The 25,970-nt window shown below is 66.6% G+C and carries 23 protein-coding genes; 15 read left to right on the top strand and 8 right to left on the bottom strand.

Annotated elements, in window-relative coordinates:
- Positions 1-61: 61 nt before the first annotated feature.
- Positions 62-1,957, bottom strand: coding sequence for a molecular chaperone DnaK (gene dnaK / locus ACQR2C_RS23790; protein ID WP_315805611.1), 1,896 nt, complete (start codon positions 1,955-1,957; stop codon positions 62-64).
- 354 nt (positions 1,958-2,311) lie between these two features.
- Between dnaK and ACQR2C_RS23785 the strand changes: the two genes are divergently transcribed.
- Together ACQR2C_RS23785 and ACQR2C_RS23780 are read left to right on the top strand one after the other, a co-directional pair.
- Positions 2,312-3,820, top strand: a complete 1,509-nt coding sequence (locus tag ACQR2C_RS23785) for a hypothetical protein (protein ID WP_316183020.1) — start codon at positions 2,312-2,314, stop codon at positions 3,818-3,820.
- Positions 3,821-4,018: 198 nt separating this feature from the next.
- Complete coding sequence (locus ACQR2C_RS23780) at positions 4,019-4,954, top strand: hypothetical protein (RefSeq protein ID WP_434882256.1); 936 nt, start codon at positions 4,019-4,021, stop codon at positions 4,952-4,954.
- A 155-nt stretch (positions 4,955-5,109) separates the two neighbouring features.
- Here the strand turns inward: ACQR2C_RS23780 and grpE are convergent, their stop codons facing one another.
- Positions 5,110-5,730, bottom strand: coding sequence for a nucleotide exchange factor GrpE (grpE, locus tag ACQR2C_RS23775; protein WP_315805608.1), 621 nt, complete (start codon positions 5,728-5,730; stop codon positions 5,110-5,112).
- A gap of 130 nt (positions 5,731-5,860) precedes the next feature.
- Entirely contained in the window at positions 5,861-6,949 is a 1,089-nt protein-coding gene (gene hrcA / locus ACQR2C_RS23770; protein WP_315805607.1) for a heat-inducible transcriptional repressor HrcA, read from the bottom strand.
- A 174-nt stretch (positions 6,950-7,123) separates the two neighbouring features.
- Here hrcA and rph point away from each other — a divergent pair, with 174 nt between their 5' ends.
- Genes rph through hemW form a run of 3 tightly spaced genes read left to right on the top strand, consistent with a single transcriptional unit; the run spans position 7,124 to position 9,622 of the window.
- A complete protein-coding gene (gene rph, locus ACQR2C_RS23765; RefSeq protein WP_315716822.1) occupies positions 7,124-7,837 on the top strand; it encodes a ribonuclease PH in 714 nt (237 codons plus the stop codon).
- On the top strand, positions 7,834-8,478 hold the full coding sequence (rdgB, locus tag ACQR2C_RS23760) for an RdgB/HAM1 family non-canonical purine NTP pyrophosphatase (RefSeq protein WP_315805606.1): 645 nt from the start codon (positions 7,834-7,836) through the stop codon (positions 8,476-8,478). Before rph ends, rdgB begins: the two co-directional genes overlap by 4 nt.
- Positions 8,465-9,622, top strand: a complete 1,158-nt coding sequence (hemW, locus tag ACQR2C_RS23755; protein ID WP_434882255.1) for a radical SAM family heme chaperone HemW — start codon at positions 8,465-8,467, stop codon at positions 9,620-9,622. The genes rdgB and hemW overlap by 14 nt, the downstream gene beginning before the upstream one ends.
- A 13-nt stretch (positions 9,623-9,635) precedes the next feature.
- On the opposite strand, the gene ACQR2C_RS23750 is transcribed toward hemW, so the two are convergent.
- Positions 9,636-10,844 (bottom strand): penicillin-binding protein activator, encoded by a 1,209-nt coding sequence (locus tag ACQR2C_RS23750; RefSeq protein ID WP_316183022.1) that lies wholly within the window; start codon positions 10,842-10,844, stop codon positions 9,636-9,638.
- A gap of 304 nt (positions 10,845-11,148) precedes the next feature.
- Between ACQR2C_RS23750 and rsmI the strand changes: the two genes are divergently transcribed.
- The 4 genes from rsmI to ACQR2C_RS23730 all read left to right on the top strand — a co-directional run bounded on the left by rsmI (position 11,149) and on the right by ACQR2C_RS23730 (position 14,411).
- Entirely contained in the window at positions 11,149-12,108 is a 960-nt protein-coding gene (gene rsmI, locus ACQR2C_RS23745; protein ID WP_434882254.1) for a 16S rRNA (cytidine(1402)-2'-O)-methyltransferase, read from the top strand.
- Positions 12,095-12,505 carry a YraN family protein gene (locus tag ACQR2C_RS23740; protein WP_434882253.1) on the top strand — a complete coding sequence of 137 codons (411 nt, stop codon included), beginning with the start codon at positions 12,095-12,097 and terminating at the stop codon, positions 12,503-12,505. Before rsmI ends, ACQR2C_RS23740 begins: the two co-directional genes overlap by 14 nt.
- Positions 12,506-12,538: 33 nt before the next feature.
- Entirely contained in the window at positions 12,539-13,480 is a 942-nt protein-coding gene (gene gshB / locus ACQR2C_RS23735; RefSeq protein ID WP_316239401.1) for a glutathione synthase, read from the top strand.
- 115 nt (positions 13,481-13,595) lie between these two features.
- Positions 13,596-14,411 (top strand): exodeoxyribonuclease III, encoded by an 816-nt coding sequence (locus ACQR2C_RS23730; RefSeq protein ID WP_316239402.1) that lies wholly within the window; start codon positions 13,596-13,598, stop codon positions 14,409-14,411.
- Between the two features lie 226 nt (positions 14,412-14,637).
- Here the strand turns inward: ACQR2C_RS23730 and ACQR2C_RS23725 are convergent, their stop codons facing one another.
- Positions 14,638-15,081: a cyclic nucleotide-binding domain-containing protein gene (locus ACQR2C_RS23725; RefSeq protein ID WP_315716814.1), complete on the bottom strand. Its 444-nt coding sequence runs from the start codon at positions 15,079-15,081 to the stop codon at positions 14,638-14,640.
- Positions 15,082-15,147: 66 nt separating this feature from the next.
- Positions 15,148-15,834 carry a response regulator transcription factor gene (locus ACQR2C_RS23720; protein WP_315716813.1) on the bottom strand — a complete coding sequence of 229 codons (687 nt, stop codon included), beginning with the start codon at positions 15,832-15,834 and terminating at the stop codon, positions 15,148-15,150.
- A gap of 274 nt (positions 15,835-16,108) precedes the next feature.
- On the opposite strand from ACQR2C_RS23720, the gene ACQR2C_RS23715 reads away from it, so the two are divergent.
- On the top strand, positions 16,109-16,630 hold the full coding sequence (locus ACQR2C_RS23715; protein WP_434882252.1) for a L,D-transpeptidase family protein: 522 nt from the start codon (positions 16,109-16,111) through the stop codon (positions 16,628-16,630).
- A 19-nt stretch (positions 16,631-16,649) separates the two neighbouring features.
- On the top strand, positions 16,650-17,435 hold the full coding sequence (locus ACQR2C_RS23710; RefSeq protein WP_434882251.1) for a 2-keto-4-pentenoate hydratase: 786 nt from the start codon (positions 16,650-16,652) through the stop codon (positions 17,433-17,435).
- A 24-nt stretch (positions 17,436-17,459) separates the two neighbouring features.
- On the opposite strand, the gene ACQR2C_RS23705 is transcribed toward ACQR2C_RS23710, so the two are convergent.
- Positions 17,460-18,146: a YggS family pyridoxal phosphate-dependent enzyme gene (locus tag ACQR2C_RS23705; protein ID WP_315800891.1), complete on the bottom strand. Its 687-nt coding sequence runs from the start codon at positions 18,144-18,146 to the stop codon at positions 17,460-17,462.
- A 108-nt stretch (positions 18,147-18,254) separates the two neighbouring features.
- Here ACQR2C_RS23705 and ACQR2C_RS23700 point away from each other — a divergent pair, with 108 nt between their 5' ends.
- On the top strand, positions 18,255-19,952 hold the full coding sequence (locus ACQR2C_RS23700; RefSeq protein WP_315800890.1) for a sensor domain-containing diguanylate cyclase: 1,698 nt from the start codon (positions 18,255-18,257) through the stop codon (positions 19,950-19,952).
- A 20-nt stretch (positions 19,953-19,972) separates the two neighbouring features.
- Here ACQR2C_RS23700 and ACQR2C_RS23695 read toward each other — a convergent pair whose 3' ends face one another.
- Complete coding sequence (locus tag ACQR2C_RS23695) at positions 19,973-20,959, bottom strand: GGDEF domain-containing protein (protein WP_315800933.1); 987 nt, start codon at positions 20,957-20,959, stop codon at positions 19,973-19,975.
- Positions 20,960-21,283: 324 nt separating this feature from the next.
- Here ACQR2C_RS23695 and leuS point away from each other — a divergent pair, with 324 nt between their 5' ends.
- Genes leuS through holA form a run of 3 tightly spaced genes read left to right on the top strand, consistent with a single transcriptional unit; the run spans position 21,284 to position 25,493 of the window.
- Positions 21,284-23,908, top strand: a complete 2,625-nt coding sequence (leuS, locus tag ACQR2C_RS23690) for a leucine--tRNA ligase (RefSeq protein WP_316238610.1) — start codon at positions 21,284-21,286, stop codon at positions 23,906-23,908.
- Entirely contained in the window at positions 23,895-24,446 is a 552-nt protein-coding gene (gene lptE, locus ACQR2C_RS23685) for an LPS assembly lipoprotein LptE (RefSeq protein WP_315800888.1), read from the top strand. The genes leuS and lptE overlap by 14 nt, the downstream gene beginning before the upstream one ends.
- Positions 24,447-24,464: 18 nt before the next feature.
- Positions 24,465-25,493 (top strand): DNA polymerase III subunit delta, encoded by a 1,029-nt coding sequence (gene holA / locus ACQR2C_RS23680; protein ID WP_315800887.1) that lies wholly within the window; start codon positions 24,465-24,467, stop codon positions 25,491-25,493.
- The last annotated feature ends 477 nt before the right edge of the window (positions 25,494-25,970 follow it).

Genomic DNA, 25,970 nt, shown 5'->3' with positions numbered 1-25,970 from the left:
TCCAACGAGCCGCTGAGAGCGCTCTTTGGCATGGGGGTCATGGTCACTACCTCTGCCTCAGTTAAGCAGATTTCTTCTTGTCGTCGTCGACCTCGGTGAACTCCGCGTCGACCACGTCATCCTTGGCGGCGTCGCGGGCCGCATCGCTCTCGGCCTGCTGCTTGTACATGGCCTCGCCGAGCTTCATCGACGCCTGGGCCAGGGTGTTGGTCTTGGCCTTGATCGCCTCGGCATCGTCGCCCTTCAGCGCTTCCTTGAGGTCGCTGACGGCATCCTCAATGGCGCGACGCTCGGTGTCGGCGACCTTCGAGCCATGCTCGGCCAGCGCCTTCTCGGTGGAATGCACCAGCGCGTCGGCATGGTTCTTGGCGTCGACCGCCTCGCGGCGCTTCTTGTCCGCCGCGGCATTCGCCTCGGCGTCCTTGACCATCTTGTCGATGTCGGCTTCCGACAGACCACCCGAGGCCTGGATGCGGATCTGCTGCTCCTTGCCGGTGGCCTTGTCCTTGGCCGACACGTTGACGATGCCGTTGGCGTCGATGTCGAACGTCACCTCGATCTGCGGCATGCCGCGCGGGGCCGGCGGAATGCCCATCAGGTCGAACTGACCGAGCATCTTGTTGTCGGCCGCCATCTCGCGCTCACCCTGGAAGACCCGGATGGTGACCGCGTTCTGATTGTCCTCGGCGGTCGAGAACACCTGGCTCTTCTTGGTCGGGATCGTGGTGTTGCGGTCGATGATGCGGGTGAACACGCCGCCCAGCGTCTCGATGCCGAGGGACAGCGGGGTCACGTCGAGCAGCAGCACGTCCTTGACGTCGCCCTGCAGCACGCCGGCCTGAATCGCGGCACCGATCGCCACCACCTCGTCGGGGTTGACGCCCTTGTGCGGCTCCTTGCCGAAGAACTGCTTCACCATCTCCTGGATCTTCGGCATGCGGGTCATGCCGCCGACCAGCACCACTTCACCGATCTCGCCGGCGGTGAGGCCGGCATCCTTCAGCGCCTTGCGGCACGGCTCGATGGTCTTCTCGACGAGGTCGGCCACCAGCGCCTCGAACTTGGCGCGGGTCAGCTTCATCGTCAGATGCTTCGGACCGGACTGGTCCGCGGTGATGAAGGGCAGGTTGATCTCGGTCTGCGTGGTCGACGACAGCTCGATCTTGGCCTTCTCGGCCGCTTCCTTGAGGCGCTGCAGAGCGAGCTTGTCGTTGCGCAGGTTGATGCCCTGCTCCTTCTGGAATTCGTCGGCGAGGTAGCTGACCAGACGCATGTCGAAGTCTTCACCGCCGAGGAAGGTGTCGCCGTTGGTCGACTTCACCTCGAACACGCCGTCGCCGATCTCCAGGATCGAGACGTCGAAGGTGCCGCCGCCGAGGTCGTACACGGCGATCGTGCCGGCCTTGGTCTTGTCGAGGCCGTAGGCGAGCGCCGCCGCGGTCGGCTCGTTGATGATGCGCAGAACCTCGAGGCCCGCGATCTTGCCGGCGTCCTTGGTGGCCTGACGCTGGGCGTCGTTGAAATAAGCGGGGACGGTGATGACGGCCTGGTCGACCTTCTGGCCGAGATGGGCTTCCGCGGTCTCCTTCATCTTCTGCAGGATGAAGGCGGAGACCTGCGAGGGCGAATAGGTCTTGCCGTCGGCCTCGACCCAGGCGTCGCCGTTGCCGGCCTTGACGATCTTGTAGGGGACGAGCTTCTTGTCCTTCTCGACCATCGGGTCATCATAGCGGCGGCCGATGAGGCGCTTGACCGCAAAGAAGGTGCGCTCGGGGTTGGTCACGGCCTGGCGCTTGGCCGGCTGGCCGACCAGACGTTCGCCGTCGTCACTGAAGGCGACGATCGACGGCGTGGTGCGCATGCCCTCGGCGTTCTCGATGACCTTCGACGTTTTGCCGTCCATAACGGCCACGCACGAATTCGTGGTGCCGAGATCGATCCCGATGACCTTTCCCATGGTCTCATATCCTTCTTTTTGCGGCAGGTTGGGTGGGGCCCTGACGGCGCCCCCATCCAAAACCCCCTCAGATCAAATGCTCGCGATATTGCGACGATGAGCGTCATATAGGAGGGGGGGAGTGGCCCGCAAGGACCGGACCAGGGGTTCGACCCCACGAAAATCACGGCCCTCGCCGAACGACCTCGCGGAGTCATCAAGAAGGGCCAATCGACCTTGGCAGCGCCCTAAACGGGAGGGTGCGATCGCGGGCAGGGAGCAACGAATCCGGTACTCCGGATCTGCCCCGATGACCGAAATGCGTTGTTAACCCACGGGCCCTAGCCTGCCGCACTCCTGGGACGGGAATGAGGCATGGTCATCGACACCGATTGGGGCTTTCCGCAGCGTGCGCGCGAAGCCGGCCAGGCCACGTTCCCCGGACTGCTGATCTGCGCCATCGTGGTTGCAGCGGCGTGGCTGCGATACACCCTTCCCCTCAATGTCGATGTCAGCTGGTGGCTCCTCGTCAGCGAGCGCATGCTCGATGGCCAGCGGCTCTACGTCGACATCCTCGAGACCAATCCGCCGATGGCCGGATCGGTCTATCTGCTGGCCGTCGCGCTGGCGCGTGCGATCCATCTCAGGCCCGAATTGGCGACGAACATCCTGATCTTCGCGCTGGCCGCGGCATCCCTGACGCTGGTGTGGCTGGTGCTGCGGACATCGGCGCTGCGCCATCGCCTCGCCGACGGTTGGCTGGCGGCGTGGACGGCCGCCCTGCTCCTGATCGCGCCGATGTATGATTTCGGCCAGCGGGAACACCTGGCCCTGATCACGATCCTGCCGGCGATCGCGGTGTACATCCTGCGCGCCAGGGGCGAGCGGGTGGGCCCGGCCGCCGTGCTCATCGCCGGGCTCAGCGCCGGCCTCACGATGAGCTTCAAGCCCTATTTCGCCTTCAGCGCCGGCTTCTGCATTCTCGCCGCCGCCGCTCAGGCGCGCGACTGGCGCGTGCTGTTCGCGCTGGAGAACTGGATCGCCGCGGCGCTGGTGCTGCTCAACGCGGCCTGTATCTACCTGTTCTTTCCCGAATATTTCACGCTCATCTATCCGCTGGTCCGCGACGTCTATCTGCTCCTGAAGGCGCCGGTGCCGACCATCCTCGTGACCCTGCCGATGGGCCTGTGGCTTGCCGCAGCGATCACCATTCTCCTCCTCCAACGCCGGCAGCACGCGCGCGACGCGGCGTCTTTCACCACGCTGGCCGGATCGCTCGGATTCCTGGTGTCGTTCGTCGCGCAGCAGAAGGGCTGGGGCTATCACGCCTATCCCATGGTCGCGCTGGCGTTGCTCGCCGCCGGCCTCGCCGCGTCGGCGATCGACACCCGCCGCGACATGCGGCGCTGGCCGCAGGTCGCCACCGCTCTCGCCGGCGCCGTGCTGTTCGTGCAGACCTGCCTCTGGTTCAATGGCAGCGTCGACGTCCGGCAGATCGAAGCCCAGGTGGCGCGGCTCGGACCGCGCCCGAGCATGCTGGTGCTCAGCGCGGCCGCAGTCATCGGCCACCCGATGGTGCGGACCCTCGGTGGCACCTGGATCTCGCGCCAGGAGGCATTCTGGGTCCGGGAAATCGTCCGCCGCTCGCAACAGGACGGAACCATCGATTCACAGACGGCGCAGCGGCTCGCGCCCTATGTGGAACGCGAACGCGCCGGGATCATCGCCGACTTCCGGAAGCAGCCGCCCGACGTCGTCCTGATCGACAATCAGAACAGCGACTGGGGCGATTGGGCGCGTTCCGACCCCGAGCTCAGGGCCCTGCTCGCGCCCTATGTGCTGGTACAGACCGTCGACGGCGTCGAAATCCTGAAGCGCGGCTAGCGCTGCACCATCCTGAATCCGCCTTTTGAGGCAAAATGTGCCCCGCCGGAGCGCGCCGACCGCCGCAGGCGATCAAAACCGCGCGCCCGGCCTGTTGCGGGGGGCGCAAAGCCGCTAAAAGCGTGCCCGCCGAAGACCACGCTGGCGAGGACCCCCGACCGCCTCGGCGCGCGGCCCCGGTCAACGAGGCAATGTTTGATGATGATCGTTCGACTCTTCACCGCGGCCACCCTGCTGATCTCGCTGCTGCACCCCGCATGGGCCACTGACGCCGTATTTCCGCCCGGCGTCCGCATCGGGCTCGCGCCGCTGGTCGGGCTCGCCAAGGCCAAGACGTTCTCCGGCTTCGAAACCGAGGACCAGAGCGTGAAGGTGCTGCTGACCGAACTGCCCGCCGCCGCCTATGGCGAGGTGAAGAACGCGTTTACCGCCAATCCCGCCGGGACCGGCAGCGTCAAGCCGGAGAGCATCGAGACCGCCGCCGGCACCGCCTACTATACCGTCGAGAACGGCCGCGATGGCACCACGCCGGTGCGGCGCTACTCGATGATCCTGCCCGGCAACGGCTTCTCCGGCTACGTGGCCGTGCAGATCCCGGAGACCGCGAGCCGGATCTACACCGACGATGCCGTGCGCCAGATGTTCGCCTCCGCCGTCGTCCGCAAGGACGTTCCGGTCGACGAGCAGCTCGCGATGATGCCGTTCAAGGTCACCGACCTCTCCGGGTTCAAGACCATCCGCACGCTCGGGCCGGGCGCCCTGATCCTCGCCGACGGCGAGGAGGACAAGGGATTCGAGGCCGCGCCCTTCGTGGTGATCGGGCTGGTGGCCGGCGTGGCCCCGGAGGCGGGCGACCGCGCGCGCGTGGCGCAGCAGGCGGCCACCACCATTCCGGGCGTCCGCGAAGCGCGCATCACGATGTCCGAGCCGATCCGCATCGACGGCCAGCCGGCCTATGAGACCCGGATCGACGCCACCAGCGGCAAGGACAATACGCCGGTGACGGTGGTGCAGTGGCTGCGCTTCGGCGGGCCGAACACGTTGCGGATCATCGGCAGCGCGCCGCGCGACCAGTGGTCGGCGGCCTTCCCGCGGTTCCGTGCCGTCCGCGACGGCATCCAGCCAAGAGGCTGAGACCAGCCCGGCATCGGACGGCGTGATCACGCCGGCTGCTCGCCGCGAGACGAACTACAAGGTCGCGCCGACAAACAAGAAGCCACGGGCATCGCTGCCCGTGGCTTCTTCGTTCGACAACAGGACGGCCGCAGAATGCGTGCCCGTGCTCGCCGTCAGGCGGCGCTGTTCGACTGATCGTTGCTCGCCGCGGGCGCCGCCTTGGCGCCGCCCTTGGACACGCCGACCAAAGCGGGGCGCAGCACGCGCTCGCCGATCATGAAGCCGGCCTGCACGACCTGCACCACCGTGCCGGACGGCACCGACGGATCCGGCACCTCGTACATCGCCTGCTGGAAATTGGGGTCGAACTTCTGTCCCGTTGGATCGAACTTCTTGACGCCGTTCTTCTCCAACGTGTTGAGCAGCGAGCGCTCGGTGAGCTCGACGCCCTCGATCAGCGACTTCAGGCCCGCATCGGCATTGTCGCGCGTCTCCGCCGGCACGGCATCGAGCGCGCGCTGCAGATTGTCGGCGATGTCGAGCACGTCGCGGGCGAAGCCGGTGATGCCGTACATGCGCGCATCGGCGACCTCGCGGGCGGTCCGCTTGCGCAGATTCTCCATCTCCGCCAGCGTGCGCAGCATCTTGTCGCGCGCGTCGGCCGCCTCCTTGGCAAGGGCCTCTGCCGAGCCGGCCTCGGGATCATCGGGCATGATGTAGGGCTTGGAGACGACGGGTTCGCTGGCCTGCGCCGGGTTTTCCGGATCATTCTTATGCAGGTCGGGATCGGTCATGGACAGACTCGCAAGTTCGGCTGACGGGTTTGGGGATATGGGGCGGGATATCGTGCTTTGGGCGTCGAAAATCAAGCGCAGCCTGACCGGCTCGCCGGAGACGCCGTCCGCGGATTAACCATCTCACGCATCAGCCACCCAGCAGCCGGCTGACCAGGCGCGCGGCATAATCGACCGTCGGAATCACCCGGGCATAGTTGAGCCGGGTCGGACCGATGACGCCGAGCACACCGACGATGCGGCCCGTGGCGTCGGAATAGGGCGACACGATCGTCGACGAGCCCGACAGCGAGAACAGCTTGTTCTCCGAGCCGATGAAGATGCGGACACCTTCCGCGCTCTCCGCGCGCCCGAGCAGATCGACGACGCCGCGCTTGGTTTCGAGATCGTCGAACAGCCGCCGGACACGCTCGAGATCTTCGAGCGCATGCAGGTCCTCGAGCAGGTTGGCGTGGCCGCGCACGATGAGCTGCCGCTCGTCGCTGTCGCCGCCGGACCAGCTCGCGACGCCGGCGGCGATCACCTTCTGCGTCAGCTGGTCGAGCTCGGCACGGTCGTGCGCCAGCGCGGTCTCAAGTTCGAGCCGCGCTTCCGCCAGCGTCCGCCCTCTGATCCGGGCGTTGAGGAAATTGGACGCCTCGGTCAATGCCGAGGACGGCACGCCCGGCGGCAGGGTCAGGACCCGGTTCTCGACCTGTCCTTCCTCGCCGACCAGAACGACGAGCGCGCGCTCGGGCTCGAGCCTGACGAACTCGATGTGCTTCAGCCGGGTGTTGGATTTGGCGGTCAGAACCACGGCGGCGGCACGGGTCAGACCCGACAGCCGGGTCAGCGCTTCATCCAGCGCCGCCTCGACCGATTGCGCCCGGCCGACGGCCGCGAGCTGGCTCTGGATCGACTGCCGCTCGGCCTCCGTCATGTCGCCAACCTGCATCAGGGCGTCGACGAAGAAGCGCAGGCCGGCTTCGGTGGGCAGCCGGCCGGCCGAGGTGTGCGGCGCGTAGATCAGGCCGAGCTGCTCTAGATCGGCCATGACGTTGCGCACCGAGGCCGGCGACAGCGGAACCGCGATCAGCCGCGAAATGTTGCGCGAGCCGACCGGCTCGCCGGTCGCCAGATAGCTTTCGACGATCTGCCGGAAGATCTCGCGCGAGCGCTCGTTCAGCTGCGCCAGACCGGCCGGCGGTGTCATCAGGTTGATCGGATCGTGGTGGGCCACCAGATGCACTCCTCCCAGCTGCCTATAATGTGTCCATGCGGCGGCTCGGTGGCAAGCCGGTCATGAGGAGGGGGCTCCGGGAGCGACGGGCCCTTGATAAACCCTTGCCGCTGCCGGTCGCGGCTCCTACAAGGCCGTCAAACACCCTCTTTCGCCTCTTTCACGGAGAGAATCATGCGGCCGAGCCGCCGTGCACCGGATGAACTGCGGGCCGTGAGCCTGGAACGCGGCGTCGTCAAATACGCCGAGGGCTCCTGCCTGGTGAAGTTCGGCGACACCCATGTGCTGGTCACCGCCACGCTCGAGGACCGGCTGCCGCCCTGGCTCAAGGGCCAGGGACGCGGCTGGATCACCGCCGAATACGGCATGCTGCCACGCGCCACGCTGGAGCGAACCCGGCGCGAGGCCTCCGCCGGCAAGCAGACCGGCCGCACGGTCGAGATCCAGCGCCTGATCGGCCGCTCGCTGCGCACCGCGATCGACCTGGAAGCGCTCGGCGAGCGCCAGATCACGGTGGACTGCGACGTGCTCCAGGCCGATGGCGGCACGCGCACGGCGTCGATCACCGGCGCCTGGGTCGCGCTGGCCGACTGCATCAAGTGGATGAAGTCGCGCAACATGATCAAGACCGAGGTGCTGCGGGCCAACGTCGCCGCGATCTCCTGCGGTATCTACAACGGCACGCCGGTGCTCGATCTCGACTACGCTGAGGATTCCGAGGCGGAGACCGATGCCAATTTCGTCATGACCGGCGACGGCCGCATCATCGAGGTGCAGGGCACGGCGGAGAAGACGCCGTTCACCGAGGCCGAGTTCCTGGCGCTGATGGCGCTCGCCCGCAAGGGCGTCGCGCGGCTGGTCGACCTGCAGAAGATGGCGGTCGCGTGAACGGTCCGCACCGCAGGCTCACCGGTCGCATCGTCATCGCGACCCACAATCCCGGCAAGCTTGCCGAGATGCGCGAGCTGCTCGCCCCCCATGGCGTCGAGGCGGTGTCGGCCGGCGATCTCGGCCTGGGCGAGCCGGACGAGACCGGCGAGACCTTCCAGGCCAACGCCCGCATCAAGGCGGTCGCCGCGGCCAAGGCCGCACAGCTTCCGGCCTTTGCCGACGATTCCGGCATCGTGGTTCACGCCCTCGACGGTGCGCCGGGGATCTATTCGGCGCGCTGGGCCGGACCGGACAAGGATTTCACCGGCGCGATGACGCGGATCGAGCGCCTGCTGCAGGAGCGCGGCGCCGCGGGTGCCGACCAGCGCGGCGCTCATTTCGTCTCGGCGCTGTGCGTGGCATGGCCGGACGGCCATGTCGAGGAGGTCGAGGCGCGGGTCGACGGCACGCTGGTCTGGCCGCCGCGCGGCACGGCCGGCTTCGGCTACGACCCGATGTTCCTGCCAGAAGGGCACGATCGCACGTTCGGCGAGATGACCAGCATCGAGAAGCACGGCCTGCCGCCGCTCGGCCTCGGCCTGTCGCACCGGGCGCGCGCCTTCGTGAAGCTCGCGGAGATCTGCCTTGACCAGCGCTGACAGCGAAGTGTTCGGCGTCTATGTGCACTGGCCGTTCTGCCTGTCGAAATGTCCGTATTGCGACTTCAACAGCCACGTCCGGCACGCGGCCATCGACCAGGAGCGCTACGCCCGCGCCTTCGCCCAGGAGATCGCGACCACCGCCGCCCGCATTGGGCCGCGCACCGTCAGCTCGATCTTTCTCGGCGGCGGCACGCCGTCGCTGATGCAGCCGCAGACCGTCGGCGCCATTCTCGACGCGATCGGAAAGCACTGGCATGTCGCCGCTGACGTCGAGGTGTCGCTCGAAGCCAATCCGACCAGCGTCGAGGCGACGCGCTTTGCCGGCTATCGCGCCGCCGGCGTCAACCGCGTCTCGCTCGGCGTCCAGGCGATGGACGATGCGTCGCTCAAGATGCTGGGCCGACTGCACACGGCCGAGGAGGCGATGAAGGCGGTGGCGATCGCGCGCAATGCCTTCGAGCGCTATTCGTTCGATCTGATCTATGCCCGGCCCGACCAGACGCCGGCGATGTGGACCGAGGAGCTGACGCGCGCGATCGGCGAGGCAGCCGAGCATTTGTCGCTGTATCAACTGACCATCGAGGAAGGCACGCCATTCTTCGGCCTGCATGCCGCGGGCAAGCTGAAGACGCCGGATGAAGGCCTGGCGCGCACATTGTACGACGTCACGCAGGAGATCTGTGGCCGTCACGGACTGCCGGCCTACGAGATCTCCAATCATGCCCGCCCGGGCGCGGAGTGCCGGCACAACCTGCTCTATTGGCGTGGCCAGGAATATGCCGGCATCGGTCCCGGCGCCCATGGCCGTCTCGACATCGGCGGCATCAGGCACGCGACCGCAACCGACAAGCGGCCCGAGGCCTGGCTGATGCGGGTCGAGTCCAACGGTCACGGTGTGATGACCGACGACGAGCTCAATCGCGAGGAGCGCGCCGACGAATTCCTGCTGATGGGGCTGCGACTGGCCGAGGGCATCGACCCGCAGCGCTACGCGAGGATCTCCGGCCGCACGCTCGATCCGCGCCGCATCGCGCTGCTGCGCGAGGAGGGGGCCATCGCGGTCGATCCGGATGGACGGCTGCGCGTGACCCAGGACGGCTTTCCGGTGCTCGACGCGGTCGTCGCTGACCTCGCCGCCTGAAGGATGCTGCGACTCACGTCGCGCTGAAGCTCTTCGGTGCGCCGGCGACAGCCTGTCCGCCCCCCGAACCGACACGCATCACGGCAAGCCCGCGCTCATTGGTGCCGTCGCTGCGGAACCGGAACAGGCCGTCGATGCCGGCGAAGCCGGAGGCATTGGTCAGGACATCGGGCGCGAAACGCTGGTTGCCCTGGGTGCGCGCCAGCGCGGCCACGAGCGCCACCGCATCATAGGCGAGGGTCGCGGTGCGTACGGGATCGCCGCCGAATCGCGTCCGGTAGCGTCCGGCGAAAGCGCGGAAGCCGGACGGATCCGGCGCGGCATAGAGGCCGCCCTGCAGGCTGGCGCTGGCATAGACGCGCGGATTGTCCCACAGCCCGGTGCCGAGCAGCTGGATGTTGCGCAGATTGGCGCCGGCAGCGGTCAGCGCATCGGCCGTCGCCGCGACCGATTCGCCGTCGTCGGCCAGCAGCAGCGCATCGGCGCCGCCGAGCGCCTGCGCCACCGTGCGCGCCGGCCCGGTGCGGTCGCCGGAATATTTCTCGAATGCCACGATGCGTCCGCCGCGGCGGCTGACCGCAGTCTTGAACGCCCCCTCGACGACGGTGCCATAGGCATTGTCGGGCAGCAGCGCCGCGAACGAGCGTTTGCCGACGCTGGCGGAATATTCGACGATGCGGCTGGCATCGGACTCCGGCAGGAAGCTGAGCAGATAGACGCCGCGCCCCGCTACGCTCGAATCCGTCGAGAAGGCGATGACCGAGATGTTGCGCGTGCGCGCCACCTGGGCCGTCGCCGGCACCGAGCCGGCGAACAGCGGGCCGAGGATGATCTCGGCGCCTTCGTCGCAGGCCTGTTGCGCGCCCTGCTGCGCGCCTTGCGGGCTGCCGGCGTCATCCTTGATCAGGAGCTGGATGTTGGGGTTCTGAAACTCGGCCAGCGCCATCTCGGCCGCGTTCTTCATCGATTGCGCGGCGACGCCGGCATTGCCCGACGCCGACAGCGGCAGAATCAGCCCGACCTTGACCTGGCCGTTGCCGGCCACCGCCGGCTGCTGCGGCGGTCCGGCCGGCGCCGTCGGCTGCTCGAACGGATTGAAGCCCTGCTGCACGTTGGAGCACGCCGACAGCAGCGGCGCGCCGACGATCAGGCCCAGCGCCGTTCGCCGGGCGACCCCATGGGGTCCCGGACCGAGAGAGTTGGGATGACGCGGGCCCACCATGGCATCTCTTCGTTCGGCCGAGACCGGCCAGAAGTTCCCCAAACGCACGTCCGCAAGGCCGTGCCGATTCACTCATATTGTCGACGAATAGTTAAGCAAAACAAAAGGCTGTCAGCGCCACACCGCCGATCAATTCGACGTTTTGCACGGCCTATCCCCTGCTCGTCCACACCCCCATCGATGTGCCGTTTCGGACTTGAATCGGCGATGAATGGCGACGCGGCGATGCCGATCCCGGAACTTCAAATCGCCGCACGGCTGTTCCCCTGTGGCAATCCCGCGGCAGGCCCTTTAAATTACCTCGATGGGCGCGAAGGCAATCCCCAAGACGTCGCCGGACGACGGCAAATCTTCCACCACGTCGACCTATCTGGTGGCGGGGCAGATCGTTGCGGCGCCCAAGGCCCGGCCTGGATTGCATCTGGTGGCGACGCCGATCGGCAATCTCGGCGACATCACGCTGCGCGCGCTGGAAACCCTGGCCGGCGCCGATCTCATCTTGTGCGAGGACACGCGAATCACGCGGCGCCTGACCGAGCGCTACGGCCTCAGCGCGGAACTCGCAGCCTATCATGAGCACAACGCCGAAGCCGTCAGGCCCAGGATTCTGCAGCGCCTCGCCGAAGGCACGGCCATCGCGCTGGTGTCCGACGCCGGCACGCCGCTGATCTCCGATCCCGGCTACAAGCTGGTGCGCGAGGCGTGCGAGGCCGGGCATGACGTCACAGCGCTGCCGGGCCCGTCCGCCGTGCTCGCGGCGCTCAGCGTCGCGGCGCTGCCGACCGACCGCTTCTTCTTCGAGGGTTTCCTGCCGGCCAGGCAGCAGGCGCGGCGCGCGCGGCTGGCCGAGCTCGCGCGCATCGATGCGACGCTGGTGCTGTTCGAGGCCGGCAGCCGGGTTCAGGAGACGCTGGCCGATCTCGCCGAGGCCATGGCTGGCCGCCAAGCCGCGATCTGCCGCGAGCTCACCAAGCTGCACGAGGAGGTGCTGCGCGGCGCCATCGGCGATCTCGCTGCAGCGGCTGGCGATCTCGAAACCCGCGGCGAATTCGTGCTGGTGATCGGTCCGCCGCCGCGCGGCGCCGGGGTGCTGACGCCGGATGCGCTCGATGCCGTACTGAAGGATCTGCTGCAGCGATCGAGCGTCAAGGATGCCGTCATGCATGCGGTCGAGCTCTCCGGCCGGCCGCGCCGCGAAGTCTATGCGCGCGCGCTCGAGCTGGCGAAGGACGCGCGGTCAGGGTCGGCCGATGGCGAAGACTGAGCGCGCGTCCGCCGACAAGCCGGCCAAGACGGCTGCGCCGGAGCGCGTCGCCGCCTTTCGCACCGGACTATCGGCGGAGGCCCGCGCGGCAGCGCTGCTGATCGCCAAGGGCTATCGCATCCTCGCCAAGCGCTTCCGCACGCCGCATGGCGAGATCGACATCATCGCGCGCAAGCGCGGCCTCGTGGCGTTCGTCGAGGTCAAGGCGCGCGCCTCGCTCGACGATGCCGCCTATGCGGTGACGCCGCGCCAGCAGCAGCGCATCATCAATGCCGCGCAGGCGTGGCTGATGGCGCATCCCGACCATGCCGAATTGGAGCTGCGCTTCGACGCGATTCTGGTTGCGCCGCGCAGCCTGCCGCGCCATCTGGTAGCGGCGTTCGACGCCAGCACCTGACATGAACTGATTGCAGAGAGCAGGGACCTGCCCATGAAACTGAACGTCGCCGTCCAGATGGACCCCATCGCGCGCATCAACATCCGCGGCGACTCCACCTTCGCGATGCTCCTCGAAGCGCAGAGGCGCGGCCATGGCCTGTGCTATTACACGCCGGACAAGCTGTCGCTGCGCGGCGAGGAGCTGTATGCGCCGGTGCAGGCGCTGACGGTGCGCGACCAGGTCGACGACCACTTCACGCTCGGCGAACCGAAGCCGACCGCGCTGACCTCGTTCGACGTCGTGCTCCTGCGCCAGGATCCGCCGTTCGATCTCGCCTACATCACCTCGACGCATTTCCTCGAGCGCATCCATCCGAAGACGCTGGTGGTCAATGATCCCGCGAGCGTGCGCAACGCGCCGGAAAAGCTGTTCGTGATGAACTTCCCGCAACTGATGCCGCCGACTTTGATTTCGCGCGACCTCGACGAGATCAACGCCTTCCGCGATCAGCACGGCGCCGTGGTGATGAAGCCGCTGCATGGCCATGGCGGCGCGGCGGTGTTCCGCGTCATGCCGCAGGACATGAATTTCGGCTCGCTGTTCGACATGTTCTCGGTGACGTTCAAGGAGCCCTGGGTGATCCAGCGCTTTCTCCCCGAGGTGAAGCATGGCGACAAGCGCATCATCCTGGTCGACGGCGAGTTCGCCGGCGCCGTCAACCGCGTGCCGGCGGCGGACGATCTGCGCTCCAACATGGTGCGCGGCGGCGCCGCGCAGGCCACCGATCTCAGCGCCCGCGAGCGCGAGATCTGCGACACGCTGGGTCCGGAGTTGCGCGCGCGCGGGCTATTGCTGGTCGGCATCGACGTGATCGACGGCAACCTCACCGAGATCAACGTGACCTCGCCGACCGGCATCCGGGCGATCTCGCGGCTCGGCGGACCCGACATCGCGGCCCGCGTATGGGACGTCATCGAGAGCAAACGGCGCTGATCAAGCGCCGTCCCACTTCGCTGGGGATCAGGCCAACCAACGCGATCGGTCCGATGCGTCAGAGGCAAGGCGGAATCGCTGACATCGGCGCAATTCATGCTATGACGCCATTCTCATGCGTCTCGTCCTGACCACCTGGAACATCAACTCGGTGCGCCTGCGCATCGACCTCGTCGCCAAGCTCATCAAGCAGGTCAGGCCCGATGTCCTGTGCCTGCAGGAGACCAAGTGCATCGACGACGCTTTCCCGCTGAAGCGCTTCAAGCGGCTCGGCTATGAGCACGTCGCACTGAACGGGCAGAAGGGCTATCACGGCGTCGCCGTGATCTCGAAATGGCCGTTCGACGAGACCAACGTCCGCACCTTCTGCGACAAGGTGGATTCGCGCCACATCACGGTGGCGTTCGGCGAGAAGGCGCAGCTCACCCAGCCGCTGGTGCTGCACAATTTCTATGTGCCGGCCGGCGGCGACATTCCCGATCCCGCGCTCAATCCCAAATTCGAGCACAAGCTGCAATTCCTCGACGAACTGAAGGCGTGCGAGCCGCTGCATCCGCGCGGCGACGACCGGCATATCCTGGTCGGCGACCTCAACGTCGCGCCGCATGAGCACGACGTCTGGTCGCACAAGCAGCTCCTGAAGGTGGTGTCGCACACGCCGATCGAATGCGAGAAGCTGCTGGCGGCGCAGACCCATGGCGAATGGGTCGACGTCGCCCGCGAACGCATCCCGATGTCGGAGAAGGTCTACACGTGGTGGAGCTACCGCGCCGCCGACTGGACCGTGGGTGATCGCGGCCGAAGGCTCGACCACATCTGGGTGTCACGCGCCTTGAAGGACCGGGTCAGCGACTTCAGGATCCTGCGCGACGCCCGCAGCTGGGAGCGGCCGTCCGATCACGTGCCGGTCACGGTGACGCTGGACGTTTGACGGCGCGACCAGACAGACCCGTCAGTGCCGAGTTTGTCATTCGCCTGTCCCCACATCGTGATGCCCGGGCTTGTCCCGGGCATCCACGCCGTTCTTAGCACGCCGGACGACGTGGATGGCCGGGACGAGCCCGGCCATGACGGCGGGGAAGGAGCCAAACTCAAGCGAGACGATCGTGCTGCATCGGCAAGAGGTCCGCGTAGACCTCGGGCGGCCGCCAGCCCCGTCACGACGTCAGCTTGGCCCCGGCCGCCATGATGTCGTTGGCGATTCGGCTGGCGCGGTGGGCGAACTCGTCGCGCAGCCGGCGCGCAGCCTTGGCGTCGCTCTCCAGCACACGCTGAAACAGGCTGCGCGAGATCCGCACCACGGTCGAATATTCCAGGGCCGTCGCGGTCGCCGGACGCCGCATCTCGACCAGCAGCGCCAGCTCGCCGATCAGCATGGTCGGCGTCGCGACGATCTCGGCACCGACCTCGTCGCTGATGCGCAATGACCCGCGCTGGACGACATAGCCGCAATCGGCCGTGTCGCCCTCGCGGAACAGGGTCTCGCCACTCTGGATGTTACGCTGCTCGGAGCCGATGGCGATCATGCGAAGTGAGTCGCTTCCCAGCAGGCGCAATGTTGGGACGCGCTCCAAAAGCGCAATATCGTCTTCGATCGACATCAAGGGCCCGGGGAAGGCTGAATGGAACCAACATCATAAATGGCGAAACCGCCATCCCCGAACCTATCACGGTACCAACTTGTAGCCACCGGCCTCCGTCACCAGAATCTCCGGATTCGCGGCATCTTTCTCGATCTTCTGCCGCAGACGGTAAATGTGCGTTTCCAAGGTGTGGGTGGTGACGCCGGAATTGTAGCCCCACACCTCCTGGAGCAGGGTCTCGCGCGACACCGGCTGCTGGCCGGCGCGGTACAGGAAGCGCAGGATCGCCGTTTCCTTCTCCGTCAGGCGGACCTTGCGGGCATTGGCGCCGGTCAGCATCTTCGAGCCCGGCCGGAAGCTGTAGGGACCGACCGAGAACACCGCGTCCTCGCTGGCCTCGTGCTGGCGCAGCTGGGCCCGGATGCGGGCCAGCAGCACGGCGAAGCGGAAGGGCTTGGCGACATAGTCGTTGGCGCCGGATTCGAGCCCGAGAATCGTATCGGAATCGGTATCGTGCCCAGTCAGCATGATGATCGGCGCCTTGAAGCCGCCCTTGCGCAGGGACCGCACCACTTCGCGGCCATCGGTGTCGGGCAGGCCGACGTCCATCAGAACCAGGTCGGGTGAATTGGCCTTTGCGGCGGTGGCGCCTTTGGCGCCGGTATCGACGGCCTGGGCTTCGAACTCGTCATGCAGCGAGAGCTGCTCCATCAGGGCATCGCGCAGATCGGTGTCGTCATCCACGATCAGGATCTTGCGGGCATTGGCCATTGTACAATCCTCTAGGTGGCGCCGGCGGGATCGGATGGGTGGCGCCGTCAACGGTGGGCAAACAGGCTCATCAGCCCTGTTCCGTCTTGAAGTAGGGGGCTGTTACCGATTCACAAGCGCCCGGGACTCTACTCCAGAATTGAGCAGGGATTGAGATGATTGTCCTGTTCGACCCTCGCGGCGGACCATTTGCCGACATTAAGGCAATTACCGGGCAATCCGTGGCAATGAAAAGGCACGTTGTTTCATGTCGTTATCGAAGGTGAAGCCTGGCATGCCAGCATCGCGAATCTTGATTCGCGCCAAAGCCGGGTCGCGGCAGCGCGGCTGGCTCCATGTCTGGGGCCATGCCATCCCGGTGGCGCTCGGCCGCGGCGGCGTCCTGGCCAACAAGCGCGAGGGCGATGGTGGCACCCCCCGGGGGACCTTCCGGCCCCGGCAGCTGTGGTGGCGGGCCGATCGTCATCCGCGTCCGCGGACCTTTCTTCCGATCCGAGGGATCGGTCCGGAGGACGCCTGGTGCGAGGACCCGGCCGACCGGCACTACAATCGGGCGATCCGGCTGCGCGGCGACCGGCCCGGGGACCGGCTGGCGCGCCAGGACCATCTCTACGACTTCATCATCGAGATCGATCACAACACGCGACCGCGGATCGCGGGCCGCGGCAGCGCCGTGTTCCTGCATCTGGCGCGGCCGAATTTCGGCCCGACCGCAGGCTGCGTGGCCATGACCCGACCGGCGATGCTGCGTCTGTTGCAAAGGATCGGCCCGCGCACCAGGATCGTCATCCAATAATGTAAGGGAGGACGACGTCATGCGCGCACCGGATCAGCCAGCCAGCGCCTCGGGCATCCTGCGCCAGCATTGGAGCGAAGGCCGGAAGCTGGCGGCGCTGCCGCCGGAGCTGCGTCCACGCGACCGCGCAGAGGGCTATGCGGTCCAGGCCGAGCTCGAGCGCCACTCGCCCAAGCCGCTATTTGGCTGGAAGATTGCGGCGACCAGCGAGGCCGGCCAGCGCCATATCAATGTCGCCGGTCCGATGGCCGGGCGAATCCTGGCCGAAACGGTGCTGCCGGTCGGCGGCACCGCGTCGATGGCCGGCAACGCGATGCGGGTCGCCGAGCCGGAATTCGCCTTCCGCCTCGGACGCGATCTGCCGCCCCGGCCGACACCCTATAATGTCGCGGAGGTGCTGGCCGCGGTCGACACGCTGCACCCCGCGATCGAGATTCCCGATTCGCGGTTCGCCGACTTCGTCAGCGCCGGCGAGGCGCAACTGATCGCCGACAATGCCTGCGCGCATCTGTTCGTGCTGGGCGAGGCCAGCACCGCCGACTGGCGCAGCCGCGACCTGATCGCGGAGCGGCCGCGGATCGCGCTGCGTGGCGAGACCTTCATCGGCCACGGCCGCAACGTGCTCGGTGATCCGCTGATCGCGCTGGCCTGGCTGGTCAACGAGCTCAGCGCGCTCGGCGTGCCTGCGCGGGCAGGGCAGGTGATCACGACCGGCACCTGTCATCCGCCGCTGCCGATCGACAGCGGCGACCACATGGAGGCCGATTTCGGCGATCTGGGGCAGGTATCGGTGCGGTTCGAGTAGGGACCTGCCGCGACCGCACCCTCTTCAGCGATGCCCGAAGATCGCCGAGCCGACACGGACATGCGTGGCGCCAAACTGGATGGCGATGGCGAAATCGGCGCTCATGCCCATCGACAGATGCGCGAGGCCGTTGCGGGCGGCGATCTTGGCGGTCAGCGCGAAATGCGGCCCGGGTGCTTCGTCGACCGGCGGAATGCACATCAGCCCTGAAATCGTGAGCCCGTAATCCGTGCGGCAGGCGGCGATGAAGGCGTCGGCGTCGCCGGGCGCGATGCCCGCCTTCTGCGGCTCCTCGCCGGTGTTGATCTGGATGAACAGTTGCGGATGCCGGCCCTGGGCGGAAATCTCCTTGGCAAGCGCCACGCACAGGCTCGGCCGGTCCACCGAATGGATGGCGTCGAACAGCGCCACCGCCTCCTTGGCCTTGTTGGATTGCAGCGGCCCGATCAGGTGCAGCGCGAGTCCCGGATGCGCGGCCATCAGCGGCGGCCACTTGGCTTTGGCTTCCTGAACGCGATTTTCACCGAACACGCGCTGTCCGGCCGCGATCACCGGCTCGATCGCGTCGGCATCGAAGGTCTTCGACACAGCGATCAGCGTGACCGAGCCGCGATCACGTTTGGCGTCGCGGCAGGCCCGCAGAATCTCCTGCTCGACGGCGGCGAGCGCGGACGGCGAGGACGAGGTTGAGGCGTTCGATTCATCAGGCACGATGGCGTCCGTCGGTAGATTACGGGTTTGGCTGCAATTTTACGCAGTTCGAGAAAAGGTTCTTGAGCCCTTCTCCTTACCCTCCACGGCCGGGGGTAGGGGGAAGAAATGCCAAGCATCCGGTTCAATCGCAATAGAGTGAAGCTGAACCGGCTGATGGGGATCCGCGCCCGGCTGGCGCTGCTCGCCCTGATCCTGGTGGCGCCGCTGATGCTGGAACGTGCGCGCTCGCTGGAAGGCGCCAGGACAAGGCAGATCGCGCTCGCATCGGAGGAATTCTCCAGCCTCGCCCGGCAGAGCGCCGACATGCAGCGCGAGGTCATCATGTCGGTGGAGACGGTGCTGAAATCGACGGCCTATGTCCGGGCGTCGAGCACCGGCGTGAGCCGCAGCTGCGACATGATGCGCGCCAGCCTGCCGGCGACCCTGCCGTGGATCCGCACCCTGATGATCGCCGGCCGCGACGGCCGCATCCAGTGTTCGACCAACAACCAATATGTCGGGCTCGATTTCAGCGACCGGCCATATTTCCGTGGCGCCCAGGAATCACGTGATTTCGTGTTCAGCGACTACCTGCTGTCGAAACCGTCGCACGTGCCGATCGTCATGGCCGCCTATCCGGTCGGCGCCATCACCGGCGAGCCGGACGCGGTGATGCTGGCGAGCGTGAACCTGGAATGGATGTCCAAGATCATGAGCAATCTTGGCGGCCGTCCCGGCATCACGGCGGTGCTGATCGACAGCGAGGGAACCGTGCTGGCGGCGCCCGCCGACCGCACCGAGCTGATCGGCCGGCCGCTCGACAGCGTGCCGTTGTTGTCGGCCGTTGCCGAGACCGCGCTGAGCTCGGGCAAGCCGTCCGAGACGATGAGTTTCACGGCGGCGGATGGCTCCAAGCGCGCGATCACCTTCACCCGGATCGCCGACACCGGCTCGCGGCTGATCGTCAGCATCGATGAGACGCGCGTCACCGCCGCCATCGACCGCGAGATCCGCAATGCCTATCTGCAGGCTGGCCTCGTCTGCCTGATCGTGCTGCTCGGCGCGCTGATCGCCGCCGAGAAGCTGATCGTGAAGCCCGTCAGCATGCTCGCCGCGACCGCCAAGCGCTTCGGCCACGGCCACTGGTCGGCGCGCGTCACCACCAAGCATCTGCCGTCGGAGTTCGTTCCGCTGGCAAAGTCCTTCAATGCGATGGCCGCCAAACTCGGCCAGCGCGAGCGCGAGCTGGTCGCCGCCAATGACCGGCTGACGGTGATGGCGTCGATCGACATGCTCTCGGGCCTCGCCAACCGCCGCGGCTTCCAGAACCGCATCGACGTCGAATGGAGCCGCGCGCAGCAGGCCGGCACCGAGTTGTCGCTGCTGATGATCGACGTCGACCACTTCAAGCTCTACAACGACACCTATGGGCACCCTGAGGGCGACGCCTGCCTGTCACGTCTCGGCGAGACGCTGTCGCAGATCGCCGGTGCAATGACGGCTTTCGCCGGCCGCTATGGTGGTGAGGAGTTCTGCCTGTTGCTGCCGGGCATGGGTGCGAGAGAGGCGCTCGCGGTCGGCGAGCAGGTGCGCGCCACGGTGCTGGAGCTCGAGCTGCCGCACGCGACGTCGGCGCATCGATGCGTCACCGTGAGCGTCGGTGTCGCCTCGACCCGGCCGAACGAGTCGCTGATGCCCTCCGACCTGATCGAAGCCGCCGATGCCGCGCTCTATGCGGCCAAGCATCGCGGCCGCAACACGGTCATCGCGCATGGCTTCGCGGATGTCGCGGATGACAGGAGCGGCGTGGCACGCGCCGGATAGGGCTGCGCCGCGGCCAGCGATCAGCCGACCGCGAGCTTCCGGTCGAGCTCGAGCTCGGTGACCACGCGGTTTCGGCCGAGCTTCTTGGCGAGATACAGCGAGCGGTCGCAACGGTCGATCAGATCAGCCATCGATTCGCCGAACTGGAACTGGCCGACGCCGATCGACACCGTGATCTGCGGCAGCACCTCGCCGGTCGAGCGCCGCGTGAACTGACAGTCGGCGATGGTGCGCCGGATGCGCTCAGCGATGACGGTGCAACCTTCGAGGTCGGTCTGCGGCAGCACCGCGATCAGTTCCTCGCCGCCGTAGCGCGCCGGAAGATCCTTGTCGCGGACGCGCTCGCGCAATGCCTTGGCGACGAGGCGCAGCACCTGATCGCCGACGCCATGGCCGTAATTGTCGTTGAACTTCTTGAAGTGGTCGACGTCGATCAGGAGAATGCTGAGCGGTTCGTCGCGCTCCATCGCCTCGACCTGTGCATGGCGGAAGAACTCTTCGAGCGCGCGCCGGTTCGGCAATCCGGTCAGCGTGTCGGTGCGGGCGCGCTGCTCCGACTTGTTGAGCGAGTCCCGGATGGTGTCGAGCTCGCGTGACTTCTCGGCAAAGCTCGCTTCGAGTTTCGCCGCACGCGCGGTTGCCTGGGCGAGCTCACTGACCAAGTTCTCGATCAGGATCTTCGGATCGACACCCTGCTCGCTGCGTTCGGCGACGCCATCGATCGCCGCCATGTGCGTGCGGTTGTCGGCGATCGCGGCCGTCAGATACTGCTTGGCGGAGTCCATCACGCCATGCAACTGCTGCGAGACTTTGTGGACGACAGCCGCTTCCGTACCCTGCTGGCCGATATAGGTGTCGAACAGCGCCTGGTTGGTGGTCTTGTCGAACTTGCGCTTGTTGCTGACCAGGATGTCGACGGCGCGCTTGAGATCCGACGCCGAGCCCAGTGAGTACTTGAACCACAGATGGAAGTTGTTAGGCGTCGGTGGCACGCGCTGTTGAGCCATGGATTTCATGGCCTTTTCCGCGACCGTCGTCGCGTACTCGAAGTCAAGCTCGTCGAACGTAGCGCCGGACACGATGTGGAGTGATCCCAGATGCGGGCTGATGCCTGGATGTATGCACTCAGTCTCCCATTCAAGTCTTAACCGTGCCTCAATCGGACCTTCGACACAGCCGGCGGAGGCTGCAAAAAAACTCGCGATTACCGTCGCTTAGCGGATGCCCAAAATGGTATCATCATCTGTCGCCCCATTGACCGGGCTGCCGCTTTTGTGGCCTAGTCCGCCGTCTTCAAACGACGCGAATCCTCGAAAATTATAAGCGATTCCATGACATCCGAACGCTACAACGCCCGTGAAGCCGAGCCGCGCTGGCAGCGCCAGTGGGACGAGAAGGCGATCTTCGCCACCAGGAACGACGATCCGCGTCCGAAATACTACGTACTCGAGATGTTTCCCTATCCGTCGGGACGCATCCATATCGGCCATGTCCGTAATTATACGCTCGGCGACGTGCTGGCGCGCTTCATGCGCGCCAAGGGCTTCAACGTGCTGCATCCGATGGGCTGGGACGCGTTCGGCCTGCCGGCGGAGAACGCCGCGATCGAGCGCAAGGTCGCGCCGAAGGCATGGACCTACGACAACATCGCCGCGATGAAGAAGCAGCTGCGCTCGATCGGCCTGTCGCTCGACTGGGCGCGCGAATTCGCGACCTGCGATCCGTCCTACTACAAGCACCAGCAGAAGATGTTCCTCGATTTCATGCAAGCCGGGCTGGTGGAGCGCGAGCAGCGCAAGGTGAACTGGGATCCGGTCGACATGACCGTGCTCGCCAACGAGCAGGTCATCGACGGTCGCGGCTGGCGGTCCGGTGCGGTGGTCGAACAGCGTGAGATGAACCAGTGGGTGTTCAAGATCACGAAGTACTCGCAGGAGCTGCTGGACGCGCTCGATGGTCTCGACCGCTGGCCCGACAAGGTCCGGCTGATGCAGCGGAACTGGATCGGCCGCTCCGAAGGCCTGCTGATCCGCTTTGCGCTGGATCCCAAGACGACGCCGGCGGGCGAGACCGAATTGAAGATCTTCACGACGCGGCCCGACACGCTGTTCGGCGCCAAGTTCATGGCGATCTCGGCGGACCATCCGCTGGCGCAAGCCGCGGCCGCCAAGAACCCGGAGCTCGCCGCGTTCATCGCCGAGATCAAGCGGATCGGAACCGCGCAGGAAGCGATCGACACCGCGGAGAAGCAGGGCTTCGACACCGGCATCCGCGCCGTGCACCCTTTCGACCCCAGCTGGACCTTGCCGGTCTATGTCGCGAACTTCGTGCTGATGGAATACGGCACCGGCGCCATCTTCGGCTGTCCGGCGCACGACCAGCGCGACCTCGACTTCGTCAACAAATACGGCCTCGGCAATGTCCCGGTGGTCTGCCCCGAGGGCCAGGACCCGGCGAGCTTCGTCATCACCGACACCGCCTTCGACGGCGACGGCCGGCTGATCAATTCGCGCTTCCTCGACGGCATGACGATCGCGCAGGCCAAGGACGAGGTCGCCAAGCGGCTGGAGACCGAGCAGCGTGGCGGCGCTGCCGTCGGCGAGCGCCAGGTCAATTTCCGCCTGCGCGACTGGGGCATCTCCCGGCAGCGCTACTGGGGCTGTCCGATCCCGGTGATCCACTGCGCCAAGTGCGACGTCGTGCCGGTACCGCCGAAGGACCTGCCGGTGGTGCTGCCGGACGACGTCAGCTTCGACAAGCCAGGCAATGCGCTCGATCACCATCCGACCTGGAAGCACGTCACTTGCCCGACATGCGGGGGCAAGGCGACGCGCGAAACCGATACCATGGACACCTTCGTGGACTCGTCCTGGTACTTCGCGCGCTTCACCGATCCGTGGAACGAGACCTCGCCGACCACGCCGGCGGTGGCCAACCGGATGATGCCGGTCGACCAGTATATCGGCGGCGTCGAGCACGCGATCCTGCATCTGCTCTACAGCCGCTTCTTCACCCGCGCGATGAAGGCCACCGGGCACGTCGCCATGGACGAGCCGTTCGCCGGCATGTTCACGCAGGGCATGGTGGTGCACGAGACCTACCAGAAGGCCGACGGCACTTATGTGAACCCGGCCGAGGTCAAGATCGAGGTTGGCGGCAATGGCCGCCGCGCGGTGCTGAGCGCGACCGGCGAGGACATCACGATCGGCCCGATCGAGAAGATGTCGAAGTCGAAGAAGAACACGGTCGACCCCGACGACATCATCGAGAGCTACGGCGCCGACGTCGCGCGCTGGTTCATGCTGTCGGACTCGCCGCCGGACCGCGACGTGATCTGGAGCGACGAGCGGGTGCAGGGCGCGGCGCGCTTCGTCCAGCGTCTCTGGCGGCTGGTCAACGAATCGGTCGCGGCGTCCGCCGAAACCCCCTCCCCCCGTCCCGCCGCCTTCGGCGCCGACGCGCTGGCGCTACGCAAGGCGGCCCACGGCGCCCTCGACAAGGTGACCGGCGGCATCGAGCGGCTGCACTTCAACGTCTGCCTGGCGCATATCCGCGAATTCGCCAACGCGCTGGCCGACGTCCTGGCGCGGCCGGCCAAGCCGGCCCCCGACCTGGCCTGGGCGATTCGCGAGGCTGCGGGGATCCTGGTGCAGCTTTTCTCGCCGATGATGCCGCATCTGGCCGAGGAATGCTGGCAGTTGCTGGGCCACACTGGGCTGATCTCGGAGGCGTCCTGGCCGCAAATCGAACGAGATTTGCTGGTTGAGGACAGCATGAGCCTGGTCGTCCAGGTCAACGGCAAGAAGCGCGGAGAAGTCACAGTCGCCAGCAACGCGCAGAATCCGGAAATTGAGGCTGCCGTTTTGGCCCTCGATGCAGTAAAACTGGCGCTGGATGGCAAACCCGTCCGCAAGGTGATCATTGTTCCCAAGAGGATCGTGAATGTCGTCGGCTAGGTTTCGGATCGCTGCTCGGCTTGTTGCCGTGGCCGCTTTGGCCGCGCTGACGGCAGGCTGCTTCCAGCCGATGTATGCGGAGCATACCGACGGCACGCCCGGCCTGCGTGAAAAGCTTGCCGGCATCGAGCTGCCGCCGGTCGACAAGCCGAACGCCTCGCCCGAGGCGCGCATCGGCGTCGGCATCCGCAACGCGCTCGCCTTCAAGCTGTACGGCACCGCAACCGGCACGGCGCCGACCCACAAGCTGGTGCTGCGATTGCAGACCAGCCGGTCCTCGCTGATCGTCTCGCAGACCACCGGCCTGCCGACCACCGAGAATGTCGGCCTCGACGTGCAGTACAATCTGGTCGAGCTGGCGACCAACAAGTCGGTCATGACCGGAACGACCTTCGCGCGCACCTCCTACGACATCCCCGGCTCGTACCAGCGCTTCGCCCGGCAGCGGGCCTTCCGTGACGCCGAGGATCGCGCCTCCGAGGAGGTCGCCGAGAAGATCAAGACCCGGCTCGCGGCCTATTTCACCGCGGGCACCTGACGCACGGCTGACATCGCCGTGGTCGCGCTGCGCGGACGAGACATCGATGCCTTCCTGGCCAAACCGGACGCCGCGCGTCCGCTGATCCTGTTGTACGGACCTGATACGGGCCTGGTTCGCGAACGCGCCGAGGCGCTTATCGCTTCGGCCGTCGACAACCCCGATGATCCGTTCTCCGTGGTCAGGCTCGATGGTGACGAACTCGCCGCGGAGCCGTCGCGCCTCGTCGACGAAGCCATGACCGTGCCGCTGTTCGGCGGCCGGCGAGCCATCCGAGTCCGCGCCGGGTCGCGCAATTTCGCCAGCGGCGTCGAGACGCTCAGCGAGATGAACGTGCGGGATTGCCGCATCGTGATCGAGGCCGGCGACATCCGCCCCGATTCGCCACTGCGCAAGATCTGCGAGAAGGCCAGAACGGCGGTCGCGATCGGCTGCTACCCGGACACCGAGCGCGATCTCGCCAAGCTGATCGACGACGAATTGCGCATCGCGGCCCTGCGCATCGCGCCCGACGCTCGCGCCTATCTGATGGCGCTGCTCGGGGGCGACCGCCAGGCCTCGCGCAACGAGCTGCGCAAGCTGACCCTGTTCGCCCATGGCGAAGGCGAGGTGACGCTCGACCATGTGATGGCCGTGGTCGCGGACGCCTCGGAGATGAAGCTCGACCCGATCGTTGACGGCGCCTTCGGCGGCAAGCCCGAAATTGTCGAGACCGAGTTCGGCAAGGCGATGATCGCCGGCACCTATCCCGGCGTCATCATCTCCGCTGCGCAGCGACATGCGGCATGGCTGCACAAATCGGCGCTCGCCGTCGCTTCCGGCACGCCGGTCTCGTCCATCCTCGAAGGCGGCTTCCCCCGGCTGCACTTCTCGCGCAAGCCGAGCGCGGAAGTCGCACTGCGCAATTTCTCCCCTGCCCGGCTGCTGCCGATCATCGACCAGCTGGCGACGGCCGCGCTCGACATGCGCAAGCAGCCGGGGTTGGCGGCGGCGATCGCGCAGCGGACATTGTTGTCGATCGCGGTGGCCGCGCGGCGGAAGGGGTAGTGGTCGAGACGCGGCCGCGCTGAAGGCCGCGTCGCGAGCTTCAGCCCGCGTGGACCCTTCAGGCCGTCGGGATCCGAGACCGCTCTTCAACCTCCGCCGTCATTCCGGGGCGCCCGCAGGGCGAACCTGGAATCCATCGGACTACAACATCTGCCGTGAAATGGATTCCGGGTTCGTGCTGCGCACGCCCCGGAATGACGGCGGAGAGAGCCGGGAAATCGCCTTGGGCAATCGCGATCAGGACAGGCGATCGCACGCGTCGTCGTTAGTTGAGTAGCTCTTTCCAGTTAGTAGCTCGTCATGGCCGGGCCTGACCCGCCTGCGCGGCCGAAGCCGCTTCGGCGCGGCGAAGCCCCGGCATCCGTCATCCTCGGAAGGAGTTGCCACAAAAGATGGATGGCCGGGTCAAGCCCACGGCTGTCCGGTTCAGCTTCCGCATATTGCGAGGCTCAACTGTTGTGGGTTTTTGGCAAGTTG

It is taken from the genome of Bradyrhizobium sp. HKCCYLRH3061 (assembly GCF_051168015.1).
Classification (GTDB): Bacteria; Pseudomonadota; Alphaproteobacteria; order Rhizobiales; family Xanthobacteraceae; genus Bradyrhizobium.
The sequence above is the reverse complement of the archived record's forward strand: the minus strand, read 5'-3'. Positions and strand labels throughout refer to the sequence as shown.

Bases quoted from the DNA above. Each gene is read 5' to 3' on its own strand.
- dnaK (WP_315805611.1), bottom strand. From the start codon at position 1,957: ATGGGAAAGGTCATCGGGATCGATCTCGGCACCACGAATTCGTGCGTG.
- ACQR2C_RS23785 (WP_316183020.1), top strand. From the start codon at position 2,312: ATGGTCATCGACACCGATTGGGGCTTTCCGCAGCGTGCGCGCGAAGCC.
- ACQR2C_RS23780 (WP_434882256.1), top strand. From the start codon at position 4,019: ATGATGATCGTTCGACTCTTCACCGCGGCCACCCTGCTGATCTCGCTG.
- grpE (WP_315805608.1), bottom strand. From the start codon at position 5,730: ATGACCGATCCCGACCTGCATAAGAATGATCCGGAAAACCCGGCGCAG.
- rph (WP_315716822.1), top strand. From the start codon at position 7,124: ATGCGGCCGAGCCGCCGTGCACCGGATGAACTGCGGGCCGTGAGCCTG.
- ACQR2C_RS23750 (WP_316183022.1), bottom strand. From the start codon at position 10,844: ATGGTGGGCCCGCGTCATCCCAACTCTCTCGGTCCGGGACCCCATGGG.
- rsmI (WP_434882254.1), top strand. From the start codon at position 11,149: ATGGGCGCGAAGGCAATCCCCAAGACGTCGCCGGACGACGGCAAATCT.
- ACQR2C_RS23740 (WP_434882253.1), top strand. From the start codon at position 12,095: ATGGCGAAGACTGAGCGCGCGTCCGCCGACAAGCCGGCCAAGACGGCT.
- gshB (WP_316239401.1), top strand. From the start codon at position 12,539: ATGAAACTGAACGTCGCCGTCCAGATGGACCCCATCGCGCGCATCAAC.
- ACQR2C_RS23730 (WP_316239402.1), top strand. From the start codon at position 13,596: ATGCGTCTCGTCCTGACCACCTGGAACATCAACTCGGTGCGCCTGCGC.
- ACQR2C_RS23725 (WP_315716814.1), bottom strand. From the start codon at position 15,081: ATGTCGATCGAAGACGATATTGCGCTTTTGGAGCGCGTCCCAACATTG.
- ACQR2C_RS23720 (WP_315716813.1), bottom strand. From the start codon at position 15,834: ATGGCCAATGCCCGCAAGATCCTGATCGTGGATGACGACACCGATCTG.
- ACQR2C_RS23715 (WP_434882252.1), top strand. From the start codon at position 16,109: ATGCCAGCATCGCGAATCTTGATTCGCGCCAAAGCCGGGTCGCGGCAG.
- ACQR2C_RS23710 (WP_434882251.1), top strand. From the start codon at position 16,650: ATGCGCGCACCGGATCAGCCAGCCAGCGCCTCGGGCATCCTGCGCCAG.
- ACQR2C_RS23700 (WP_315800890.1), top strand. From the start codon at position 18,255: ATGCCAAGCATCCGGTTCAATCGCAATAGAGTGAAGCTGAACCGGCTG.
- ACQR2C_RS23695 (WP_315800933.1), bottom strand. From the start codon at position 20,959: ATGGCTCAACAGCGCGTGCCACCGACGCCTAACAACTTCCATCTGTGG.
- leuS (WP_316238610.1), top strand. From the start codon at position 21,284: ATGACATCCGAACGCTACAACGCCCGTGAAGCCGAGCCGCGCTGGCAG.
- lptE (WP_315800888.1), top strand. From the start codon at position 23,895: ATGTCGTCGGCTAGGTTTCGGATCGCTGCTCGGCTTGTTGCCGTGGCC.